This is a genomic window from Parashewanella sp. 2210YD4-3, from assembly GCF_056591735.1.
In genome coordinates this window covers 45,701-64,671 of record NZ_JBWQOG010000016.1, presented here as the reverse complement: position 1 = coordinate 64,671, position 18,971 = coordinate 45,701, and the positions used below count along the sequence as shown (strand labels likewise).

Sequence of the window (18,971 nt, the reverse complement as noted above, 5' to 3'; positions counted from 1 at the left end):
CCAGAGTTAACTGTGGAGCGTTTGGTGCCGTAGTGTCGATGGTTAACTCTTGGCTGCTGATGTCCTCGGCTGGATTACCCGCCACATCAAAGGCGGTCGCCTTCACTTCATAGGTGCCTTCTGCCGTTTCAGGCAGAGTCAGACTCCATGTACCGTTCTCAGTATTGATGGTTAAGCCATTGGCGGTGGTGTAGGTTTGCCCATTAACCACCACTTCTAAGCGGCCACCATTTTCAAGGGTAACCGTACCAGAGATCGTTGGCGTGGTATTATTGGTTACTTGACTGCTCACCGTCGGTGCTGACGGTGGTATTTCATCAACATCACCCACATTAATGGTGAAGGTTTGCTGGGTTTGCAAGCCACCACTGTCAGTAGCGGTAATGGTGATTTGAAGGCTGTCCGCCGTTTCATGGTCAAGGCTTTGGCCATCTTTGAGCTTCAGCTGGCCGTTGACCACTTCGAAGCGATCGTCATTGACACTATACGTATGAGTATCGCCGTCATCCACATCACTGACTCCAACGACTCCAATGACGGCACCAGCGGCATTTTCATCAACGCTGGTGTTGCTCAGGGTAAGGTCAGTTGGATCATCATTAATAGCATTCACATTCACAGTAACTGTGGCGGTATCGGTACCACCATTACCATCGCTGATGGTGTAGGTGATGGTGGCTGTGCCATTGAAGTTATCAGCTGGCGTAAAGACTAATTGACCATTGTCGATGGTAACTGTGCCTTGCGCTGCACCTACCGTTGCACTTGTGATGGTTAAGCTGTCGCCGTCCACATCACTGTCGTTATCTAGGACATTGATGGTCACTGGCGTGTCTTCGTCAGTGGTGATTTCATCGTCAACGGCGTCTGGAGCATCGTTAACTGGGTTTACATTCACAGTAACCGTGGCGGTATCGGTTCCGCCATTGCCATCGCTGATGGTGTAACTGATGGTGGCTGTGCCATTGAAGTTATCAGCTGGCGTAAAGACTAATTGACCATTGTCGATGGTAACTGTGCCTTGCGTCGCATCTACCGTGGCACCTGTCATGGTCAGGGTATTGCCGTCCACATCGCTGTCGTTGCTAAAGACATTGATGGTCACAGGCGTGTCTTCGTCAGTGGTGATTTCATCGTCATTAGCAACGGGCGCATCATTGACTGCATTTACCGTTAAACTCAGCGATGCTGTTGCACCTGTATTGGTGGTATATATGATATTTGGTAGAGTGCCATTCCAGTCGGCAGCTGGCGAAAAGGTGTAACTACCATTCGCTAGCAAGGTAAATGTTCCACCAGCAATAGTGACTGAATTACCAACAGCTATGGTCTGACCGTTTACTTGGAAGTTTACAATGCTTAACTGACTGTCTGGATCGCTATCATTACTCAGTACATTGCCGCTCAGGTTAGCATCTTCAGAACCCACACTTTGATCATTAATTAGTTGGCTAGGTTGGTCATCATTGATTTGAATATTTTGCTGTGTTTGTTGCACTGTGGCTTGGGCAGGAGTAAAACCAGTGTCAAAACCTGCGCTGGCTAGGGTTTCTGCTCCATCTCGGTCAACACTGGTAAATCCATCATCGCCTTGACGGCTAGCTGTACCACCGGCGGCCGTTTCAGGTAAATCTTCGGTAGGATCTTCACCTTCAGCAATAAGTTGTTGTATGGCTTCAATTTCATCGAGCGGTTCCACACCAGGCGCAGATTCAAATGGAGATTGTTGAGTTAATTGCGAACCATCTTGGAACTCAATTTCAAAAGTTGCATCGTCGGAAAATGTAATGAGGCTACCCGTGGGAAGATACAGCCCGATAGTTGGTGTAACTTTTAACCCATTTATTTCTATTGATACTCTTCCTTGAAATGAACTTAATGAACCAGCTTGGGTAGTAAAAACTCTTTTCATAGCGACTCCCTGCAACAGAAAAAATGACCAACTTTGTGTTTGAAGTAATCTGATTTTTTTATTAGAGTCCTTATTCTATCTAGCCTCTTGGCAGTGGTCAAACTTTTGACACAATCTTTATAACGACATATTTATATTGGGAAATTAACAAAATAAATTTGTTAATAAATTGAAACGTAAAGTACTAAGATTAGGCATACAGAAAATACAGAATGGAGTGGGCTGGAATCCCACTCCGACATGAGTAATTAGTCTAGAATTGTAATGCTTGACGATAACAGTTTAAGGCTTTTGCTTGCTCTCCAAGCTGCTCATGAAGTTTACCCAAAGCCGTCCAGCTTGAAACGCTAGGCTGCAATTCATTCACTCGCTGCCAATGATGTTTTGCTTCCGAGAAATTATTTGTTTGCTGGTTCAGCATCGCAAGACAATGGTGATAACTGGCATTGTTATCCTGTGAGGACTCAAGTCCAGTCAATAGCTTACGAATATCATCATCACCAGCATTCACGATACTTGGGAGCAAATCGAAGAACTCATTAACAGGATGAGACTTAATCGCTTTATAAATTAATTTTTTCGCCTCAATAGTGTCTCCTAACCGAGCTAAGTTAATAGCATATTCTGCAACATTAGATGACGTTTTGCGCTCTTTGCGACTTAGCCAATGCCAAACTTTTTCTAGTTCAGGCTTATTTTCAGCTTGCTTAAGTAGGGCACGGTTAACTTGCTGCTGTAATTCATCAAATTCAGTTTGGTTCAAAAGCTTCAACTTTGTCACTTTCGGTAACAACAACTTTATCGCTGACCAATCCTGCTGCAAGTGATAAAGCTCAAGCCCTAATTTTATTAAGGCTGGTTTATTGCTGTTTGCTGCAATTAATTTATCTAGCTGCAATCTTGCCGTTTCAAGTTCACCTTGCTGGATCAAATAACGTACTCGAGTAGTGGCTATAGACAGCTTATTATCGGCCAGTTTCTCAGCCTGATTAAGGTAATGGTCTCGCTGCTCTACGCTGCCTTGATGGTGTGCCGCTCTTGCTGCGGCAAGCCAGTTAACTAGAGGGATCTCACCATTACTTGCCCCTTTGCACATGGACTTTTCTGCACTCACCCAGTCTTCTTCTGCAATAGCAAGCGCGCCTTGCAGAGTGTGTTTTCGAGCAGACTGTCTTCGCCAATGACTGGATAACCAACCACGGCGAACAAAGATATTGATCAGACCAACAAACAACCACTCGATCAGCTGAATAGCACTAAATATGACTAACAAGGCTACCACGGCAAAAACCACACTGGTTTCCACTTCATAATCACCAATGGATAGATACAGGTAACCAGTGTGAGATAAGATCCAAGGGCTTAGCACCAACCCCAACAATATGATCGCGATATAGGCTAACGTACGGATCATAAAGAACGCTCCTTCGTACCAGATAAATCACCATAAGTGACGAGTTGCTTGAGTAACGGCACGGAATCAAAACGACGAACCTGTGTGTGAGACAAGGTCAGTTTTTTCAATTGCTCAAGCTCATTAAGGGCATTTTTTGTGGTTTCATCCTGCAAATCAAAATACTCTGATAACCACAAATGCGCTAATTTAATTGAGTGATGGAAGTTCACCTCATCGTTTCGATACAGAGCTAATTGCGCTTGCAACAGTTTATTTTTGATATTTTCCTCTAAATACCAGCGCTGCTTAGGGGTGATTAAAGGTTGAACATCGCCTTGGCGTTTGCGGATATGAATAAAATCTTTAATTAACGCTTCCCAAGTTTTATTAAGATTATCTTTCCAGTCATTAATTGACTCCGATAAGACATTGTCATCAGCAGGCGCTTCGGCCTTAGGCTTAAACTGATTCAAAGGCAAGCTGTTAAGCTGCTCAATCACGCCATCAATGCCGAATACCGCGCCAGAAACATCCGTTTCATGAATAGATTTTACTTTTAAGAGATCACGAGATATTGCTTTCCTAATTGGCAATAATGAAGGATCTTGCATCGCCGCGATTTGTTGATCAGCCGCTTTTAATAATTCTGAAGACGTTAATGGATCATTCTCTAACCACAACTTTCGACCAGCCATTCTAACTAGATAATCCGCTTCTGCCGCCATCCAGTGTTTTGGACTACGCTTCGCTAATCCGCTGACATTTGTTTCAAGCTCATCTATCTGGTTTTGTAATTGCTGGCTGTGTTCATTTAGGCTCTGATCCTTCTCCATTAATTGTGCAGCGTGTGCGCTTTGTTGATCGAGCTTTTGTTGAACATTGGCTAACTGCTGCTGCCACTCCAACTCTTTTAATTGTTGTTGAGTATAGAAGTGATAGCCTGTTGCCACGATCCCGCCACTTACCGCCAAACAAAGTAAAATACTGAATGGTATCCAAATCGATGTTTTTGCCTTTGTTTTAGCCGCTTTGTCGGCACTGCTTGGCTCGACTTTCGGTTGAGTTGGCTCTGATTCGGTTTGAGCTGATTCCATTATGATGATCCTTGATGAAGCAATATACAGGTATCCAGCAAAGCAAGCTCACTCGCTCCACCAGCATTCACAACCTTGGCAAATCCGTTCGATCTAGCCATGGCTTCAATTCGTTCACTAACAACAATGAGTTGGCATTGTTTCAGCCACTCACCGTCGGCGTTTGTCATTAATGTTAATAGGTTTGTGAAGATCTCACCACTGGTGACGATAACAGTATCAATGTTCTGCAGTTTCCATTCAGCAATACATGCGTTTGCGTCCAGTTTAGGCGTAAGCCGTTGGTAAACCTCAGCATAATATACTTCTGCGCCACGCTTTTGAGCCTGAACAGCTAAAAACTCTCGCCCATCTTTACCACGAACGATGACCACGCGCTGCTCAGTCAAATCGTTAAACTGCGGAAGAGATAACAAACCTTCGCTGTGCTGCTCGAACTCTGGAGGGCATAATGCTTCTATGTCTCTTTGATGTAATTGTTGTTGAGTCGCAGAACCTATGGCAAACACTTGAGCAGAGGGACTAATAGCTTCAAATAACGCCGCATTAGCATAATTAACCGCATTGGCACTGATAAATATCACAATATCGGCCTGCTGGACCCGAGCAACTGCATCAGCGCTAGGGGCCAATGTCGATACAGTCATTAGAGGTTGGCAAACACTGGCTATCCCGACAGCTTGCAATTGATTGGCTAACCCCTCATTTTTTCCTTTAGGCCGAGTCAGCAGCACCTTCATTCACATCACCCTCAATTTTTAATATCTAAGCGATAGGCGGTATCACTTATATACCGCATCTAAAATCGCTTTAGCGCCTTGAGATAACAATTTTTCAGCAAGTTCCTCACCTAACTCAACCGCTTGCTCTTTATTTCCTTCGACAGAATCAGCAATAATTTGGCTACCATCAGGTGCTCCCACTAATCCTCTTAACGATAGTTGATCTCCCTCAATTTGAGCAAACGCCCCAATCGGAACCTGACAACCACCTTCAAGGCGAGTGTTCATCGCACGTTCAGCCAACACACGATAACGAGTTTCTTGATGCTCAAGTGGCGCCAACAAGGCTTTTACCTGTTCATCATCCATACGGCACTCAATACCAACAGCCCCTTGACCATTAGCAGGCAAAGATACTTCTGGTTCGATAAAGCTGGCGATGCGGGTGGATAACTCAAGACGAATTAACCCTGCTGCCGCTAAGATAATCGCATCGTAATCGCCATTGTCTAACTTGGCTAAACGAGTGCCGACATTGCCACGTAAATCTCGAATCTCCAGATCTGGACGCAAGGCACGCAATTGACATTGACGACGTAAACTTGAAGTACCGACAATGGCCCCCTTTGGTAATTCATCGATACTTTTATAGCTATTTGATACAAAAGCATCACGAGGATCTTCACGCTCACAGATCACATGTAGACCTAAGCCCTCAGGAAACTCCACAGGTACATCTTTCATAGAGTGCACTGCAATGTCAGCACGACCTTCTAACATTGCCACTTCAAGTTCTTTGACAAATAAGCCTTTACCACCGACTTTGGCGAGAGGAGTATCTAAGATAACGTCGCCCTTGGTGCTCATCGGCAACAATTCAACAGTAATATCGCCATGAATTTGCTCAAGGCGTTGCTTAACATACTCAGCTTGCCACATGGCAAGAGGACTTTTGCGGGTTGCAATTCGAATGACAGGCTTAGACATCGACGGTTCCACTTTTACGACTCATAAATTTAGCTAATGCTATCATTGCGCTGAAAAAGTTGCCATTTTTGCAATAAAAAAGACCTTTAATTTCAGCTTTATTTAATCTTCATCAAACGTGCAATTGATTTAATAATGATTGAAATGAAGCTAGGGCCTGTTGATCTTTCAGGATTAAATTTTGTGCTATTTGAGCACTTTTCTGTTCAAGGCGTGAGCAGTGAAGCATAGTCATGCTAAGTAAGCTGGTCACAACACAGAACCGGAAGTGCTCAAAAGCATCGAAGACAACGTAAATTGGTCACTTCTGCTGCGTTATCGTTTGTTTATGTGGGGGACCACACTTCACAAACTCCGCCTTGCATAAGATAACCAATTTATCGCTGCAAAAATAAGCACGAAAGATCAACAGGCCCTAAGGTAAGCTTAGGAATTATTGTGTATCAGAACAGGACACGATTTAGGTAGCTCTGGTTTAACATGAGCAAAATACATTTTCACGCATTCGTCGATAGATGGGTTTTCTGTTTCATCTGACAATCTAAGTTTATCAACTTTACAGTTTGCTACTTTCAATTTCCGTTTTTGAATCTTCCATGCTTTTATTACATGCTCAGGTTCTATTTTTGCCACTAATGTTTCTTCAAAAGAGAGTATGGAATCTAGATTATTATATTTATGATCAAACTGTTGTACTGTTTCATATAGTTTGACCCCTACTGGTGAATAACAACAATAGACATAAATTTCAGCGGGTTCAGCCATAGTGGGTTGAGAATTTATGGCGGAAATAAAGGATCTAGTACAGCGTACAGCGGTTTCTTGGCAAGTGGCCATAGTACCTAGTCTTGAACTCCCTATTTTCTCTTCAATATAGATATCTAACAATGCTTCATATAACACTTTATCCGAATCAATATTAGGATGAGTTCTTGATGAAAACCCATTGGTAAAAACATGCTCCGGACTTTTGCTATCCCCTAGATACACTAGACCAATTTGACTGATCGCTTCAGGTTTAGGGGTAAATATCTGGGGATGAGGAGCAAAAGAGCCTTGTCTATTATCGGCAAGTTGCCAAAAGCGTTTAACAGCATCACTGCCAACTAAATCATGGTAGGAACTATCACTATCACTACGTGTTCTTTGATGATAAATAAAATTCCCACAATGTTCTTGCAACGCTTTTGAGTATCGCTGTCCATCCGATAGTTCTCTATTTTGTGCAAAAAAACACGGGGCGATTTCTGTTCTAGGTACGAAATGCATTTAGTTATTCAATACGACATTCATATTAAAAAAATAATACTCACATTTAAGTTTTTCAAATTAACATTTATACATAAAAATCAATAAATACCATAAGCTATGATCATAAAATTATCGTTCAAAAAGAAATAACACCAAACAGGAAAACAGTCCCTCTTAAAATCAGGGTTTAACCTGATTTTAAACACCTTTGACTGGGTTTAATCTAAATGTAAGCCTTACACCACCCTATATGGATAACTTAACGCCATGATATTTTGGTTTCGAGGTTTATAACGTGAAGGCACTCACCCCCGCCATGGATGGCTCCCACTTTTTTTCGTAAAACTCGTTATTATTTATATGACAATTACGTGACTCACCCCATAAAACCAACAAGTTTCGTGATCCACTTCACTTTAACTTGCTCATAATAGTGTTTCTCGCTAGCATTAGCCCCTCCTGCCGTATTTGATGTACTCTTTCGATGCTTGAACAACAGCGAATTTCTAAGCTGGCCAATCAGCTAAATGACATAAGACTTGCTCGAATCTTATCGATACTAGAGCCAATGCAGCAGCACATCTTTCGCTTGATCCCCTATTTTTTGCACCACAATCACAGCAAGCTACCTGGTTTTGTAAGCCAAGATACTCCACAGGGTATTGTTGACTTTTCCTTAGCCTCTGAGACTATTGATGCCTGCGAAGTGTTTAATTTCCCAACCGAAATTGAATATGATGCCACTCCAGTATTTGAGGGAATTTATGCCATGGGCAGTGTGGCCAGCTTTGGGCACTCAAGGCATAGTGATATCGATATTTGGGCTGTCCATCGCCCCGACATTTTAGCTTCAGATCTTGAATTACTTAGAACAAAGCTCGACAAGCTTACAGTATGGTTTGCCAGCTATGATCTTGAAGTGAATTTTTATCTCGTTCACCCTCAGCAATTTTGCCGTGACGATAAGCTATCTAATTGTCAGCAAACGCTAGGAAGAGAGCACAGTGGTAGTGCGCAGCATTGGTTATTGCTCGAAGAGTTTTATCGTACTCAGATTTGTCTTGCTGGACGTGCTGTAGCTTGGTGGCCACACGTTAAAGATCTCCCTGAGCTGTTACATTTGGGTGATGTCCGCAACCTCGACGCCAGTGAGTATTTTAGTGCGTCACTATGGCACTTATATAAAGGCATCGAAAAGCCACATAAGGCGCTATTAAAGGTACTGTTGCTGGAAGCATATGCCAGTGATTACCCTAACTCTATTCTACTTACCGATAAAATTTGGCAAAAAATCTTATCGGATGATTTTTCCTTAGAAAATGATCCTTATTTAGTGATGTATTACTACATCGAGGACTATTTATTAAAGCTAAACGACAAGCGTCGCCTAGAAGTCTTGCGTCGCTGTTTTTATTTAAAATGTGGTTTAAAGCTAACCTTTGAAGAACACAAAGACGATTGGCGAGCAGAAAAATTCCAACAATTAGTGGCGCAATGGCAATGGCCAAACACCTTATTACAAATGTTGGATCAACGTGAAAATTGGCATTGCGGTCAAATTCAGCAGTTTAATAACCAGTTACATGAGATATTACTCTCCAGCTACCAGACCTTATTGGCTTTTGCGTCTAAGCAGGGACTTAGTGAAAGTTTAAAAATGGAAGAGTTAAATATTCTTACCAGAAAGCTCAGTACTTTTTTCCATAAAAATGATCACCAAATCAATCAACTTCGCCGCATTTCCTCTTCGATCATTGCAGAGTCGGAATTAACCGTAATACAATCCAATCGTGATGGTCACTTCTATCTGTATCAAGGCGCGCTTAGAGGATCAGACTTTATTGGTGAAAGCCCAATTTATAAAGCCACCGCATTATCAGGGTTAATGATGTGGGCCTGCTTTAATCAAGTCGCTGCACAAAAAACGAAATGGTACACCGCCCACGATACAGCCAAACGATGCAAAAAGTTAGAATGCACCTCGAAACGATTACTTGGGCTAACCCAAAATCTGCCAACACAAAATAAGGTCAGTAAAAAAGACTTGTACCAACCTTGGTACTATCGTCAACTGATCTTGCTTATCAACTTATCAGCCGATCCCACCAGCGAATGGCAGGGGCAAGAGCTGATGGTCGATGTGCTCAACGCCAACATTTTCTCTTTAGGCAGAAAAAAGCAAAATATGCTTGGCAGCATTGATGTCTTATCGGTAAATAGCTGGGGAGAATGGCATTACCACAGTTTTAAAGGCAAAAATGCTATCTTAGATGCCCTAACCTTTATAGCACCGGGGTTGAGTCGTGCCGATGAACTGTTGCCAATCGAAGTGCTCAGCTGCTCAGATCGTCTTAACCAGCAATTAACCCAACAAATTGAACGGTTGACACGTCAAATACTTCGCTTGACCCACAGAGCAACAGATGCCTGCACTTTGTTGCAACCTATCCATATTGCAGAGAAACGTTTTGGCATTTTTATCAACCGTCACAACGCCTTTTGCCAAGATTTACAAGAACCAAAATCATTTTATCAACGCATCAGTTGCGATCAATTAACCGAACTACCTCGCCCTGAAGTGTGTGATGATCCCCACGCCTGCGCCCCACCAATCATATTGGATTATGCCGCCATGGACGCCATCCAATATTTTCTTAGGCAAAATGGTGAGGATATTGAAGTATTTGTTATGGATGAACACAATCAAATACAACACTACATTCAAAGAAAGCAGCCTATTGAACAACTGGTCTCTACCATCAGTCGTCACTTTGCCTTTAATGAAATAACAGAAAATCGCGGCCACTTTAATTTGCCGCAATTTTTCTTACTGCAACGAACCGAGGGTAAGTTAGAGGTCGTGCCCTTTGGCATGTCAGCCGAAGAAGCACTGAGTGATTTTTAGAAAGTAATCACAAATCCGCTTTGCTTGGTGATTGACGATTCAAGGTGAGACACAAACTCACACTCATTTCGCGAGTCATACCACTGATTGCCATCAAAACCAAAATGATAACCACCGAAACGCGTCGCTAGCCAAATTTCATGTAATGGCTCTTGTTTATTGATGACAATTTTGGAGCCATCTTCAAATGCAATGTCAAGAACCCCACCACTGGCATCAATATCAATATCGGCATCTTGTTCATCGATCATGGCCTCTATGGCGTTTTCAATCGTATGAAATACTTCATCAACCTTATGGTGATATTCAGTATCTGTCATTTTCATGCTTGAACCCTTTGCTTTTTAGTCATTGAATGCGATTATAACTCTAAATGTATAAAACTTAGAGTATTAGACGCATGAAACCAATGATGTTGATGTTGTTGAGCTGCCTTTGCCTCTGTGGCTGCGGGCAGAAAGGTCCTTTATATCAAACCCCAGCACCAGAGACCAATAAAGCATCGACACAACAGGTTCACTCTCCTATTGAGCATGCTGAAACCACCCAATCTACGGCCTCGAAATAAGTCACATAAGGAAATAAGTTATGGATCACTTTACTTATCAAGGCCAATCTCTTTATGCAGAACAATGCGACGTGCAATCACTAGCACAGCAATACGGTACTCCAATGTACCTCTATTCTCGTGCCACGTTTGAACGTCACTTTAAAGCCTTTAAAACGGCGATAGCCGATCATCCCCATCTCATTTGTTATGCCGTCAAAGCCAATTCAAACTTGGCTATTTTGAGTTTAATGGCAAAGTTGGGCAGTGGTTTTGATATTGTATCGGGTGGTGAACTCGCCCGCGTCATTGAAGCCGGTGGCGATCCCAAAAAAGTGGTTTTTTCTGGCATAGGTAAAACTCAGCACGAAATGCGCGAGGCACTAGAGGTTGGGATCCATTGCTTTAACGTTGAATCCATCGCCGAGCTAGAAACCCTAAACCTTGTTGCAGAAGATTGTGGCAAAATAGCGCCGGTTTCTTTAAGGATCAACCCTGATATCGATGCTGGTACTCACCCGTATATCTCAACGGGCATGAAAGAGAATAAGTTTGGGATCACCATGAGCGCTGCATTAGCAACGTTCCGTCTGGCTCAATCCCTCTCTCATATCGAGGTGATAGGCGCAGACTGTCACATTGGCTCTCAGCTAACCGAGTTACAGCCTTTCCTTGATGCCATGGATCGCATGCTGGTATTAATTGATACTCTAAATGAGGAAGGCTTTGGCATTCAGCATCTTGATATAGGGGGTGGCTTAGGTGCCCCTTATGATGATGATGTACCACCACACCCTAATGAATATGCTGCAGCTGTGGTCAAAAAATTACAAGGGCGTCCATTAAAACTCATTATGGAGCCGGGACGTGCCATTGCCGCAAATGCAGGTATTTTTGTAACACAAGTGTTGTACCTCAAACAAAATGAAGAAAAGCATTTTGCGATTGTTGATGGTGCGATGAATGACTTATTACGTCCATCACTTTATCAAGCTTATCACCAGATCATTCCTGTGCTCAAACAGTCTGGCGAATCAACCGAGTACGACATTGTTGGCCCCGTTTGTGAAACGGGTGACTTTTTGGGTAAAAATCGCCCACTAGTAACCAAACCCAACGATTACCTTGCCGTTCGCAGCTGTGGTGCTTATGGTTTTACCATGGCATCAAACTATAACTCTCGCCCAAAGGCGATAGAAGTTATCGTGGATGGCGATAAAAGTCATGTGATCCGTCAGCGAGAAACGTTAACTCAACTTTGGCAAGGTGAGCAGCTGTTACCTCAGTAACCCTCAGCCTTTGAACCGAAAACAATATTGGGATCAACAACAGCATTATGAACGATAAAAGAAAAGCGAACATGATCAACTTTACGAAAATGCACGGCTTGGGAAATGATTTTATGGTGGTTGATGCCATCACCCAAAACGTCTTCTTTTCACCAGAGCAGATCAAACGTCTCTCGAATCGTCATTTTGGTATAGGTTTTGATCAATTGTTGTTAGTAGAGCCACCATATGATCCTGATCTTGATTTCCATTATCGTATTTTCAATGCCGATGGCAGCGAAGTCGAGCAATGTGGCAACGGCGCACGTTGCTTTGCCCGTTTTGTAAAAAATAAAGGGCTTACCCAGAAACATAAAGTTAAAGTCAGTACCGCTAATGGCAAAATGACACTGCGTCTTGAGCGTGATGAATTAGTAACGGTTAATATGGGCGTGCCGATTTTTGATCCACAACGTATCCCCTTTAAGGCGAAACAAACTGAAAATATCTATTTACTCCAAGCACAAGATCAAACGTTTCTATGCGGTGCGGTTTCAATGGGGAATCCTCACTGCGTTATTGAAGTCGACAATATAGAAACTGCTCCCGTTGACGAGATTGGCGCTATACTTTCAAAGCATGAGCGCTTTCCAAAAGGCGTCAATGTTGGCTTTATGCAAATCATTAGCCCTGATCACATCAAACTCAGAGTTTATGAACGAGGCGCCCAAGAAACATTGGCCTGTGGAAGTGGCGCTTGTGCCGCTGTCGCCATTGGACAACGGCAAAATAAGCTAAAACATGCCGTTCGAGTAGACTTACCTGGCGGTCGTTTAAAAATCGCTTGGGATGGTGAAGGAAAACCTCTGTGGATGACCGGTCCAGCTCAACATGTATATGATGGAAACATTCAACTATGACTAATGCTTTAACGCCCAAGGAAAAAATCTGTGCCGAACTTGACGAACAATTGGTCTATGAATACCTTTCTGATAATCCGGACTTTTTTAATCGTTACCCCAACTTATTGCATACGTTAAAGCTTCCCCATCAACAGCGAGGCACTGTATCCATTGTTGAACGCCAGCAAGAAACACTGCGCCAACGTGTTGTTCAGCTTGAAGAGGAAATTACTGCTCTTATGAGCGCGGCCACCAACAATGAGCGCATCTTTCGTTTTAATTCGCAATTGGTATTAGATTTATACAAGTGCGACGATTTCGACACCCTTAAACAAACCCTATCTACAGCTCTAAAAAGTGAGTTCGGTTTTAGTAATGTGCGTTTGATTGCCGTCCAAAACATCGATGCAGAAATGATGACACTTTGGAATAAACGCATGCATTCCGGCTACTATTTAGGGCGGTTGACTCAAACCGAATCACAAAAATTATTCGGTAGCCAAGTGGGCTCTGTCGCATTATCTAAGCTAACGCCAAAATCAAGCTGCGATAAAGTTATCTTAGCCATTGCTAGCCCCAATGCCGCCCACTTTACTCCAGATATGGATACCTTATTTTTAGAGCAACTGAAAACCATCATCACGCTTAAACTCAGCAGTTTTCAATAATGGCACAACCAACCAATAACGACATAGAAAAAGACTTCGAACGCTACTTGCGCTCAGAAAGGCGATTGTCTTCTTATACCTGCCGAAATTACTTGCGTGAATTACGTCGATTTAAAGCGCTGCAATCGCAAGAACAACCTTGGAAAAAGCTAACTCCTGATAACCTGCAATCCTTGTTGGCTAAGCTGCACCGCCAAGGATTAAGCCCCAGAAGCATTGCCTTAAGCTTGTCTTCCATCAAACAGCTTTATCAATTTTTGTTGCAAAAGAGCATCATCACAACCGATCCTAGTGTTTTGCTTAGAGCGCCAAAACAAAATAAACCATTGCCGAAAAATTTAGATGTAGACAGCATTCAGCATCTCGTCGACATCGATCTGGATGATCCATTAGCGGTACGTGATAAAGCCATTATGGAACTGTTTTACTCCAGTGGGCTTCGCTTAGCCGAACTTGCCGGATTAAATGTCGACGACTTTAGCGACCACCTAAAACAAGTCACAGTGATCGGTAAAGGCGGAAAAATGCGACTGTTACCCGTTGGCTCCAAGGCTGTCGAAGCATTACAGAATTGGTTAGCAATTAGAGAAAGTATTCACACTGAGGATAAAGCGGTGTTTGTTACCCAAAAAGGCAAACGCTTATCCCATCGAAGTATTCAAATTCGACTCAACAAGTGGGCTCAACAACAAGGACTTTCAAACAAAGTTCATCCACATAAGTTGCGTCATTCATTCGCCACCCACATGTTAGAAGCCAGTTCTGATCTAAGAGCCGTACAAGAATTACTGGGGCATGCCGATTTATCTACCACTCAAATCTATACCAGCTTAGACTTCCAACACTTAGCAAACGTTTACGACGGTGCTCATCCGAGAGCCAAAAGAAAGGAAAAATGATGCGCAGTTACCTTGGCCTTAATCAAATCCAAGTCATCAGTTTCGATCTAGACGACACCTTATACGACAATCGCCCCATTATCATTAAAGCTGAAACTGAATTTCTCAAGTTTATGCAGCAAATCGCTCCTGCCCAACATCAGTGGCAGAGAGAGCATTGGCTCAGTCAAAAACAACAGGTATTACAACAATCTCCCGAATTGTCCCACGATACTTGGCAAAGCCGCGAGCAAACGTTGAAATACACGTTGCAACAACAAGCAATAACAGCGCTTCAAGTTCAACAGTTTACTCACCAAGGCATGGAACATTTTTTATTCCACCGCAGCAACTTTACAGTCCCTCAGTCTAGTATTGAACTTCTTGACAGTTTAAGTCAGCACTACCCGCTAATTGGCATATCCAATGGAAATGTTGACCCAGGTCGCATCGGCATTGCTGACTATTTCCAGTTTATTTTACATTCTGGAAATGGGTTAAGAATGAAACCGGCACCAGATATGTTTGCTCTGGCTTGTGAACGCTTACAACTGGCTCCTGAACATATTCTGCATGTGGGTGACAATGCCCAAGCCGATGTATTTGGAGCCAGAAATTTTGGCTGTCAGGCTGCATGGCTAAATCCGGGCTATGGCCAAACCGAAAAACAGACGCCAATAACCACCTTGCCTCATATTGAACTGAGTGATATTCAACAACTTCGCTATTTACTTCCATAATCATTACCACGTTGAGTATGTGAAACATTCATTAGCGCACAACATTATGATTTTTAAAGTTTATTAACAGTTGAGCAGTTGACTTTCACCCTGTTTCATCCTTATTAGAGCTCAGCCATTTAGCGCTGTTCGCTGCACCTTGACGTCGCCTTCGATCTAAGCGCTGACAATATTCGGTTAGCGCCATGAGATTACCTGCAGGGCCTTTAAACATCTTGGTAAACCGAGAACACAACCTCAGCCAATTCTCAATTGGCAGGTTTAACCCCATCAAAATTCGCTCACTTTTTACCATGTGTTCGCTGTCTTTATTTACTAAGCTTGATGCCGTTTCTTCCACTAGCTTGATATAATCTCGCATACCAAGCGGTAAGCATTTTTCGTTCTCACTAATATCTTGATGATTGAATTTCATTAGTTCTTTTGGTTGCACGCCTTTCAATTTGGCATGAATACGACGCTGAATACTTGTAAATGAAGAATCTTTGGGTTTGTCGGAGACTTTTGCTCTGATCGGGTTTAGATCCACATAAGCCATGCAGGCCAAAAGAGCCGTTTCGTCTAACAGAGCTTGAGATTTAAATCGCCCCTCCCAAAATCGACCTTTGCATTCGTCTTCTTTATTCGCTAAACGAGCGATTGGTTCATTGAGGGCTCTCATAAACCAACTGATATCGCAAAGCCGGCTTCGATACTCGATGATTTGTTTCGCTAACTCTCGTTTTTTTAACTTTGATAAAGAGTCACCTTGAATAAATGACTGGGTTAAAGGAGTTCCCTTATGCAATTGATGCCACTGCTCTACTACTTTTCGCTCCGACCAGTCCTTGGCTTTAACAAGGTCCACATGCAATACCACATGCAAGTGATTTGACATCACAGCATAAGCACAAACATCAATGGCAAAGATTTCTGCAAGTTGCAAAATGCGTTGCTCAACCCAACCACGTCGATGCTCATAACTCTTACCTGTGAGCTTATCTTGCCCACATAAAAATGCACGACGAACACATCGCGAGATGCAATGATAATAAGGGGTATCTTGCAGGCTAACTACACTTTTTCTTGAGGCTGGCATCCACGACTCTCCTTGTCTTTAGCGGATATTTTATAAGCGTAGGCAAGGATTATAATTAATGCAAATAATTATGGGTGTCTTAATAAATTATGAGTTACACAAGTGGGTTGAGTATGTCTTCTATCGTTTCATGGTTTTGGAGCCAGTACGTTTGTATATGGCATTGACCAGCGCCCACAGTGTGTCTTTGGGTGTCGTCGATAAAAAAAGTGGTTTCAGGGTTAGCGTCAGCTATGCTCAATACTTTTCGAAAAGCTTTAAGCTCTGGCTTTCGTGCTCTGATTAAATGCGAGTAAAAGGTGAAGTCAAACACTTGCTGCAAAATATCGCATTGAAATTGTTGCTGTAAGATCAACTGTAACGCTTCATAATGAATCGCATTAGTATTTGAAAACAGTATCAATTGGTAGCGGTGCTGAAGTTTTAATAACAACTCTATTCGTGCAACAGGTAAGTCAAATAGCATTGCATTCCAAGCACTATCGATTTCACCATCAGCTAAGGCCAAGCCTGACAACGCTCGAATTTTGTTTCTAAAGGCCTGTGGCGTTTCCAGCCCCTTCTCAAAACGGTCAAAGAATGGCTGTTGGGCATTTTGATGATAACAATTAGAAAATTCGTCAAAACCTAACGCAGCGAAAGCTTTGTCAGTGGCCAGATAATCTAAATTTAGCAATACGCCGCCGAGATCCAGCAGTAATGTTTTAATTTGTGTCATTGCCTGAAAATTGAATAAAGATAACGCGTTGAAGATAAAGGAAGGAGTCTGTACCTAGTCTGAATTAGAATCTGTTAAGGCAGGATATAATCAAAATAAGAGGGAAATTGTCTTTAACCTAAAAGCATCAGTTGGCTAAATCCTCAAGCGAAAAAAAAATGATCGTTAGTAAGGTGTAGCTTGCAGCAAGTAGTTATTGTACATGCAAAAGTTACAACGCAGTTAACGGGTATTTTAGCAAGCTTGTGGTCGTAAAGCGTTTCATCCATTGGATGAACTTAGAGATTATAAACTGAATTTGCCATTCAAAGAGTTATTAACTCAATTAGCGTTCAACTGATGTTTTTAGATTTAACAAGCTTCATCAAATTTATCATCAATCAGCTGGCAAACCGCATTTAATGCCGCTTTCGCATCTTTGCCTGTCGCAATAACGTTAATGGCTTTTCCCATACCAGATTCAAGCATGAGTAACCCAAGAACACTGGAGGCCGATGCCGATTTCTCACCTTGTTTAAGCGTGACTTCGGCATCAAACTCTGAGGCTAATACCGCTAATTTTGTAGCCGCTCTTGCATGCAGTCCTAATTTATTGCAAATCAGGACTTCTTTCTCAAGTGTCGGCATTGGTCAATTCCTTATGCCGCGCCTCTACGTTACGATTATTTTTTCTCAGATGTTCAGCCAATTGCTCCACAATAAAAACGGAACGATGTTGTCCACCTGTGCACCCTATCGCAATGGTTAGATAACTGCGGTTGTTACGCTCAAGCTGAGGAAGCCAAGTATCAATCAAGTTAGCGATTTGCCAAATGAATTTATTTACTTCAGGCTGAGCATTGAGAAAGTCTTGTACCGGCTTATCTAACCCAGTGAAAGGTCGTAATGTTTCTTCCCAATGAGGATTAGGTAAGAATCTTACATCAAACATAAAGTCGGCATCTTTAGGTCGTCCATGTTTAAACCCAAAGGACTCCACGTTGATCACCAGATCTTGCTCAACACGCCCTAATAAAATTTCTCTAATTTTGTCGCTGAGTTGATAGGCATTGGATTTAGAGGTATCAATAAAATGATCCATCATCTTAGACATGCCAGACAACAGTTCACCTTCGATTCGAATCGCTTCTGGTAAGCTTTTACATTGATATGCCAGCGGATGTAAACGCCTAGTTTCGGTATATCTTTTTAGTAAAACATCATCGCTCGAACTGATAAAAAAGCTAAGAATTTCAATCCCAGTCAGGCTTTTAAGCTGGCGCTCAAATACTTTGTCTTGTTCAGGTAGATTACGAACATCAACGCTGATTGCCACTAATTCCTGATTCGGTTTTAGTTCTTCAATTAAACCACCTAACAAAGTCATAGGCAGATTATCAACGCAGTAATAGCCCAAATCTTCAAGTACTTTGAGTGCAACCGATTTTCCGGAGCCACTTCTACCTGAAACAATGACTAATTTCATGCAGTGATCACCTCATAGAGTTCTTGTTCATCATTAATACGACGTAACTGCTTTAGCGTTTGCTTATCACTGAGCTTTTCAGCCATAGCCGATAAGGTGCTGAGGTGTTGCTGGCATTGATCAGACGGCACCAACAGCGCAAACAAGATATCCACCGGCTGTTTATCAATGGCTTCAAAGGCGATGGGTTGCTCACATTTGATCAACACCGCAATTGGGGTATCAATGTTATCTAATCGACCGTGAGGAATGGCAATTCCGTTACCAATGCCGGTACTGCCCATTTTTTCACGGGTGAGTAGACTTTCAAAGATTTCTTGAGAAGAAAGTTCAGGATACTGCGAAGCGACTAAGTCACTGATCATTTCCAGTACTTTCTTCTTGCTGCCAGGCGTTGCACAAGTGGTGCATTCCGGCTTCAAAATGATGTTTAATTCCAT

Annotated in this window: 19 protein-coding genes; 7 read left to right on the top strand and 12 right to left on the bottom strand. The window is 42.5% G+C overall.

Features of this window, described 5'->3' with window-relative positions; genetic code table 11:
* The 6 genes from AC1EU0_RS18465 to AC1EU0_RS18440 form a co-directional block, all read right to left on the bottom strand.
* Nucleotides 1–1,912: retention module-containing protein (locus AC1EU0_RS18465; RefSeq protein ID WP_480304165.1), on the bottom strand; the 1,912-nt coding region annotated here is incomplete at its 3' end.
* A gap of 253 nt (nt 1,913–2,165) precedes the next feature.
* Nucleotides 2,166–3,326 (bottom strand): heme biosynthesis HemY N-terminal domain-containing protein, encoded by a 1,161-nt coding sequence (locus tag AC1EU0_RS18460; RefSeq protein WP_480304163.1) that lies wholly within the window; start codon nt 3,324–3,326, stop codon nt 2,166–2,168.
* Nucleotides 3,323–4,402, bottom strand: coding sequence for a uroporphyrinogen-III C-methyltransferase (locus tag AC1EU0_RS18455; RefSeq protein WP_480304161.1), 1,080 nt, complete (start codon nt 4,400–4,402; stop codon nt 3,323–3,325). Before AC1EU0_RS18455 ends, AC1EU0_RS18460 begins: the two co-directional genes overlap by 4 nt.
* Nucleotides 4,402–5,142, bottom strand: coding sequence for a uroporphyrinogen-III synthase (locus tag AC1EU0_RS18450; protein ID WP_480304159.1), 741 nt, complete (start codon nt 5,140–5,142; stop codon nt 4,402–4,404). The genes AC1EU0_RS18455 and AC1EU0_RS18450 overlap by 1 nt, the downstream gene beginning before the upstream one ends.
* A gap of 42 nt (nt 5,143–5,184) precedes the next feature.
* Nucleotides 5,185–6,111 carry a hydroxymethylbilane synthase gene (gene hemC, locus AC1EU0_RS18445; RefSeq protein WP_480304157.1) on the bottom strand — a complete coding sequence of 309 codons (927 nt, stop codon included), beginning with the start codon at nt 6,109–6,111 and terminating at the stop codon, nt 5,185–5,187.
* Nucleotides 6,112–6,537: 426 nt separating this feature from the next.
* Nucleotides 6,538–7,380, bottom strand: a complete 843-nt coding sequence (locus AC1EU0_RS18440; protein WP_480304155.1) for a hypothetical protein — start codon at nt 7,378–7,380, stop codon at nt 6,538–6,540.
* Nucleotides 7,381–7,846: 466 nt separating this feature from the next.
* Between AC1EU0_RS18440 and AC1EU0_RS18435 the strand changes: the two genes are divergently transcribed.
* Entirely contained in the window at nt 7,847–10,267 is a 2,421-nt protein-coding gene (locus AC1EU0_RS18435) for a class I adenylate cyclase (protein ID WP_480304153.1), read from the top strand.
* Here the strand turns inward: AC1EU0_RS18435 and cyaY are convergent.
* Complete coding sequence (gene cyaY / locus AC1EU0_RS18430; RefSeq protein ID WP_480304152.1) at nt 10,264–10,593, bottom strand: iron donor protein CyaY; 330 nt, start codon at nt 10,591–10,593, stop codon at nt 10,264–10,266. The two genes, AC1EU0_RS18435 and cyaY, sit on opposite strands and share 4 nt — an antisense overlap.
* 74 nt (nt 10,594–10,667) lie before the next feature.
* Between cyaY and lptM the strand changes: the two genes are divergently transcribed.
* From lptM to AC1EU0_RS18400, 6 genes are all read left to right on the top strand, one after another.
* Nucleotides 10,668–10,835, top strand: a complete 168-nt coding sequence (lptM, locus tag AC1EU0_RS18425; protein ID WP_480304150.1) for an LPS translocon maturation chaperone LptM — start codon at nt 10,668–10,670, stop codon at nt 10,833–10,835.
* 20 nt (nt 10,836–10,855) lie between these two features.
* Nucleotides 10,856–12,103 (top strand): diaminopimelate decarboxylase, encoded by a 1,248-nt coding sequence (gene lysA, locus AC1EU0_RS18420; RefSeq protein ID WP_480304148.1) that lies wholly within the window; start codon nt 10,856–10,858, stop codon nt 12,101–12,103.
* A 71-nt stretch (nt 12,104–12,174) separates the two neighbouring features.
* Complete coding sequence (dapF, locus tag AC1EU0_RS18415; RefSeq protein ID WP_480304173.1) at nt 12,175–13,002, top strand: diaminopimelate epimerase; 828 nt, start codon at nt 12,175–12,177, stop codon at nt 13,000–13,002.
* Nucleotides 12,999–13,652, top strand: a complete 654-nt coding sequence (locus AC1EU0_RS18410; protein ID WP_480304147.1) for a DUF484 family protein — start codon at nt 12,999–13,001, stop codon at nt 13,650–13,652. Before dapF ends, AC1EU0_RS18410 begins: the two co-directional genes overlap by 4 nt.
* Nucleotides 13,652–14,551: a tyrosine recombinase XerC gene (xerC, locus tag AC1EU0_RS18405; RefSeq protein ID WP_480304145.1), complete on the top strand. Its 900-nt coding sequence runs from the start codon at nt 13,652–13,654 to the stop codon at nt 14,549–14,551. The genes AC1EU0_RS18410 and xerC overlap by 1 nt, the downstream gene beginning before the upstream one ends.
* Nucleotides 14,548–15,270 carry an HAD-IA family hydrolase gene (locus AC1EU0_RS18400; RefSeq protein WP_480304143.1) on the top strand — a complete coding sequence of 241 codons (723 nt, stop codon included), beginning with the start codon at nt 14,548–14,550 and terminating at the stop codon, nt 15,268–15,270. Before xerC ends, AC1EU0_RS18400 begins: the two co-directional genes overlap by 4 nt.
* An 85-nt stretch (nt 15,271–15,355) precedes the next feature.
* Here AC1EU0_RS18400 and AC1EU0_RS18395 read toward each other — a convergent pair whose 3' ends face one another.
* From AC1EU0_RS18395 to ptsN, 5 genes are all read right to left on the bottom strand, one after another.
* Entirely contained in the window at nt 15,356–16,348 is a 993-nt protein-coding gene (locus tag AC1EU0_RS18395; RefSeq protein WP_480304141.1) for a transposase, read from the bottom strand.
* A gap of 94 nt (nt 16,349–16,442) precedes the next feature.
* Nucleotides 16,443–17,066: an HAD-IA family hydrolase gene (locus AC1EU0_RS18390; protein ID WP_480304139.1), complete on the bottom strand. Its 624-nt coding sequence runs from the start codon at nt 17,064–17,066 to the stop codon at nt 16,443–16,445.
* A gap of 351 nt (nt 17,067–17,417) precedes the next feature.
* Nucleotides 17,418–17,693, bottom strand: a complete 276-nt coding sequence (locus AC1EU0_RS18385) for an HPr family phosphocarrier protein (RefSeq protein WP_480304137.1) — start codon at nt 17,691–17,693, stop codon at nt 17,418–17,420.
* Complete coding sequence (rapZ, locus tag AC1EU0_RS18380; protein ID WP_480304135.1) at nt 17,680–18,531, bottom strand: RNase adapter RapZ; 852 nt, start codon at nt 18,529–18,531, stop codon at nt 17,680–17,682. The genes AC1EU0_RS18385 and rapZ overlap by 14 nt, the downstream gene beginning before the upstream one ends.
* Nucleotides 18,528–18,971: a PTS IIA-like nitrogen regulatory protein PtsN gene (ptsN, locus tag AC1EU0_RS18375; protein WP_121838426.1), complete on the bottom strand. Its 444-nt coding sequence runs from the start codon at nt 18,969–18,971 to the stop codon at nt 18,528–18,530. The genes rapZ and ptsN overlap by 4 nt, the downstream gene beginning before the upstream one ends.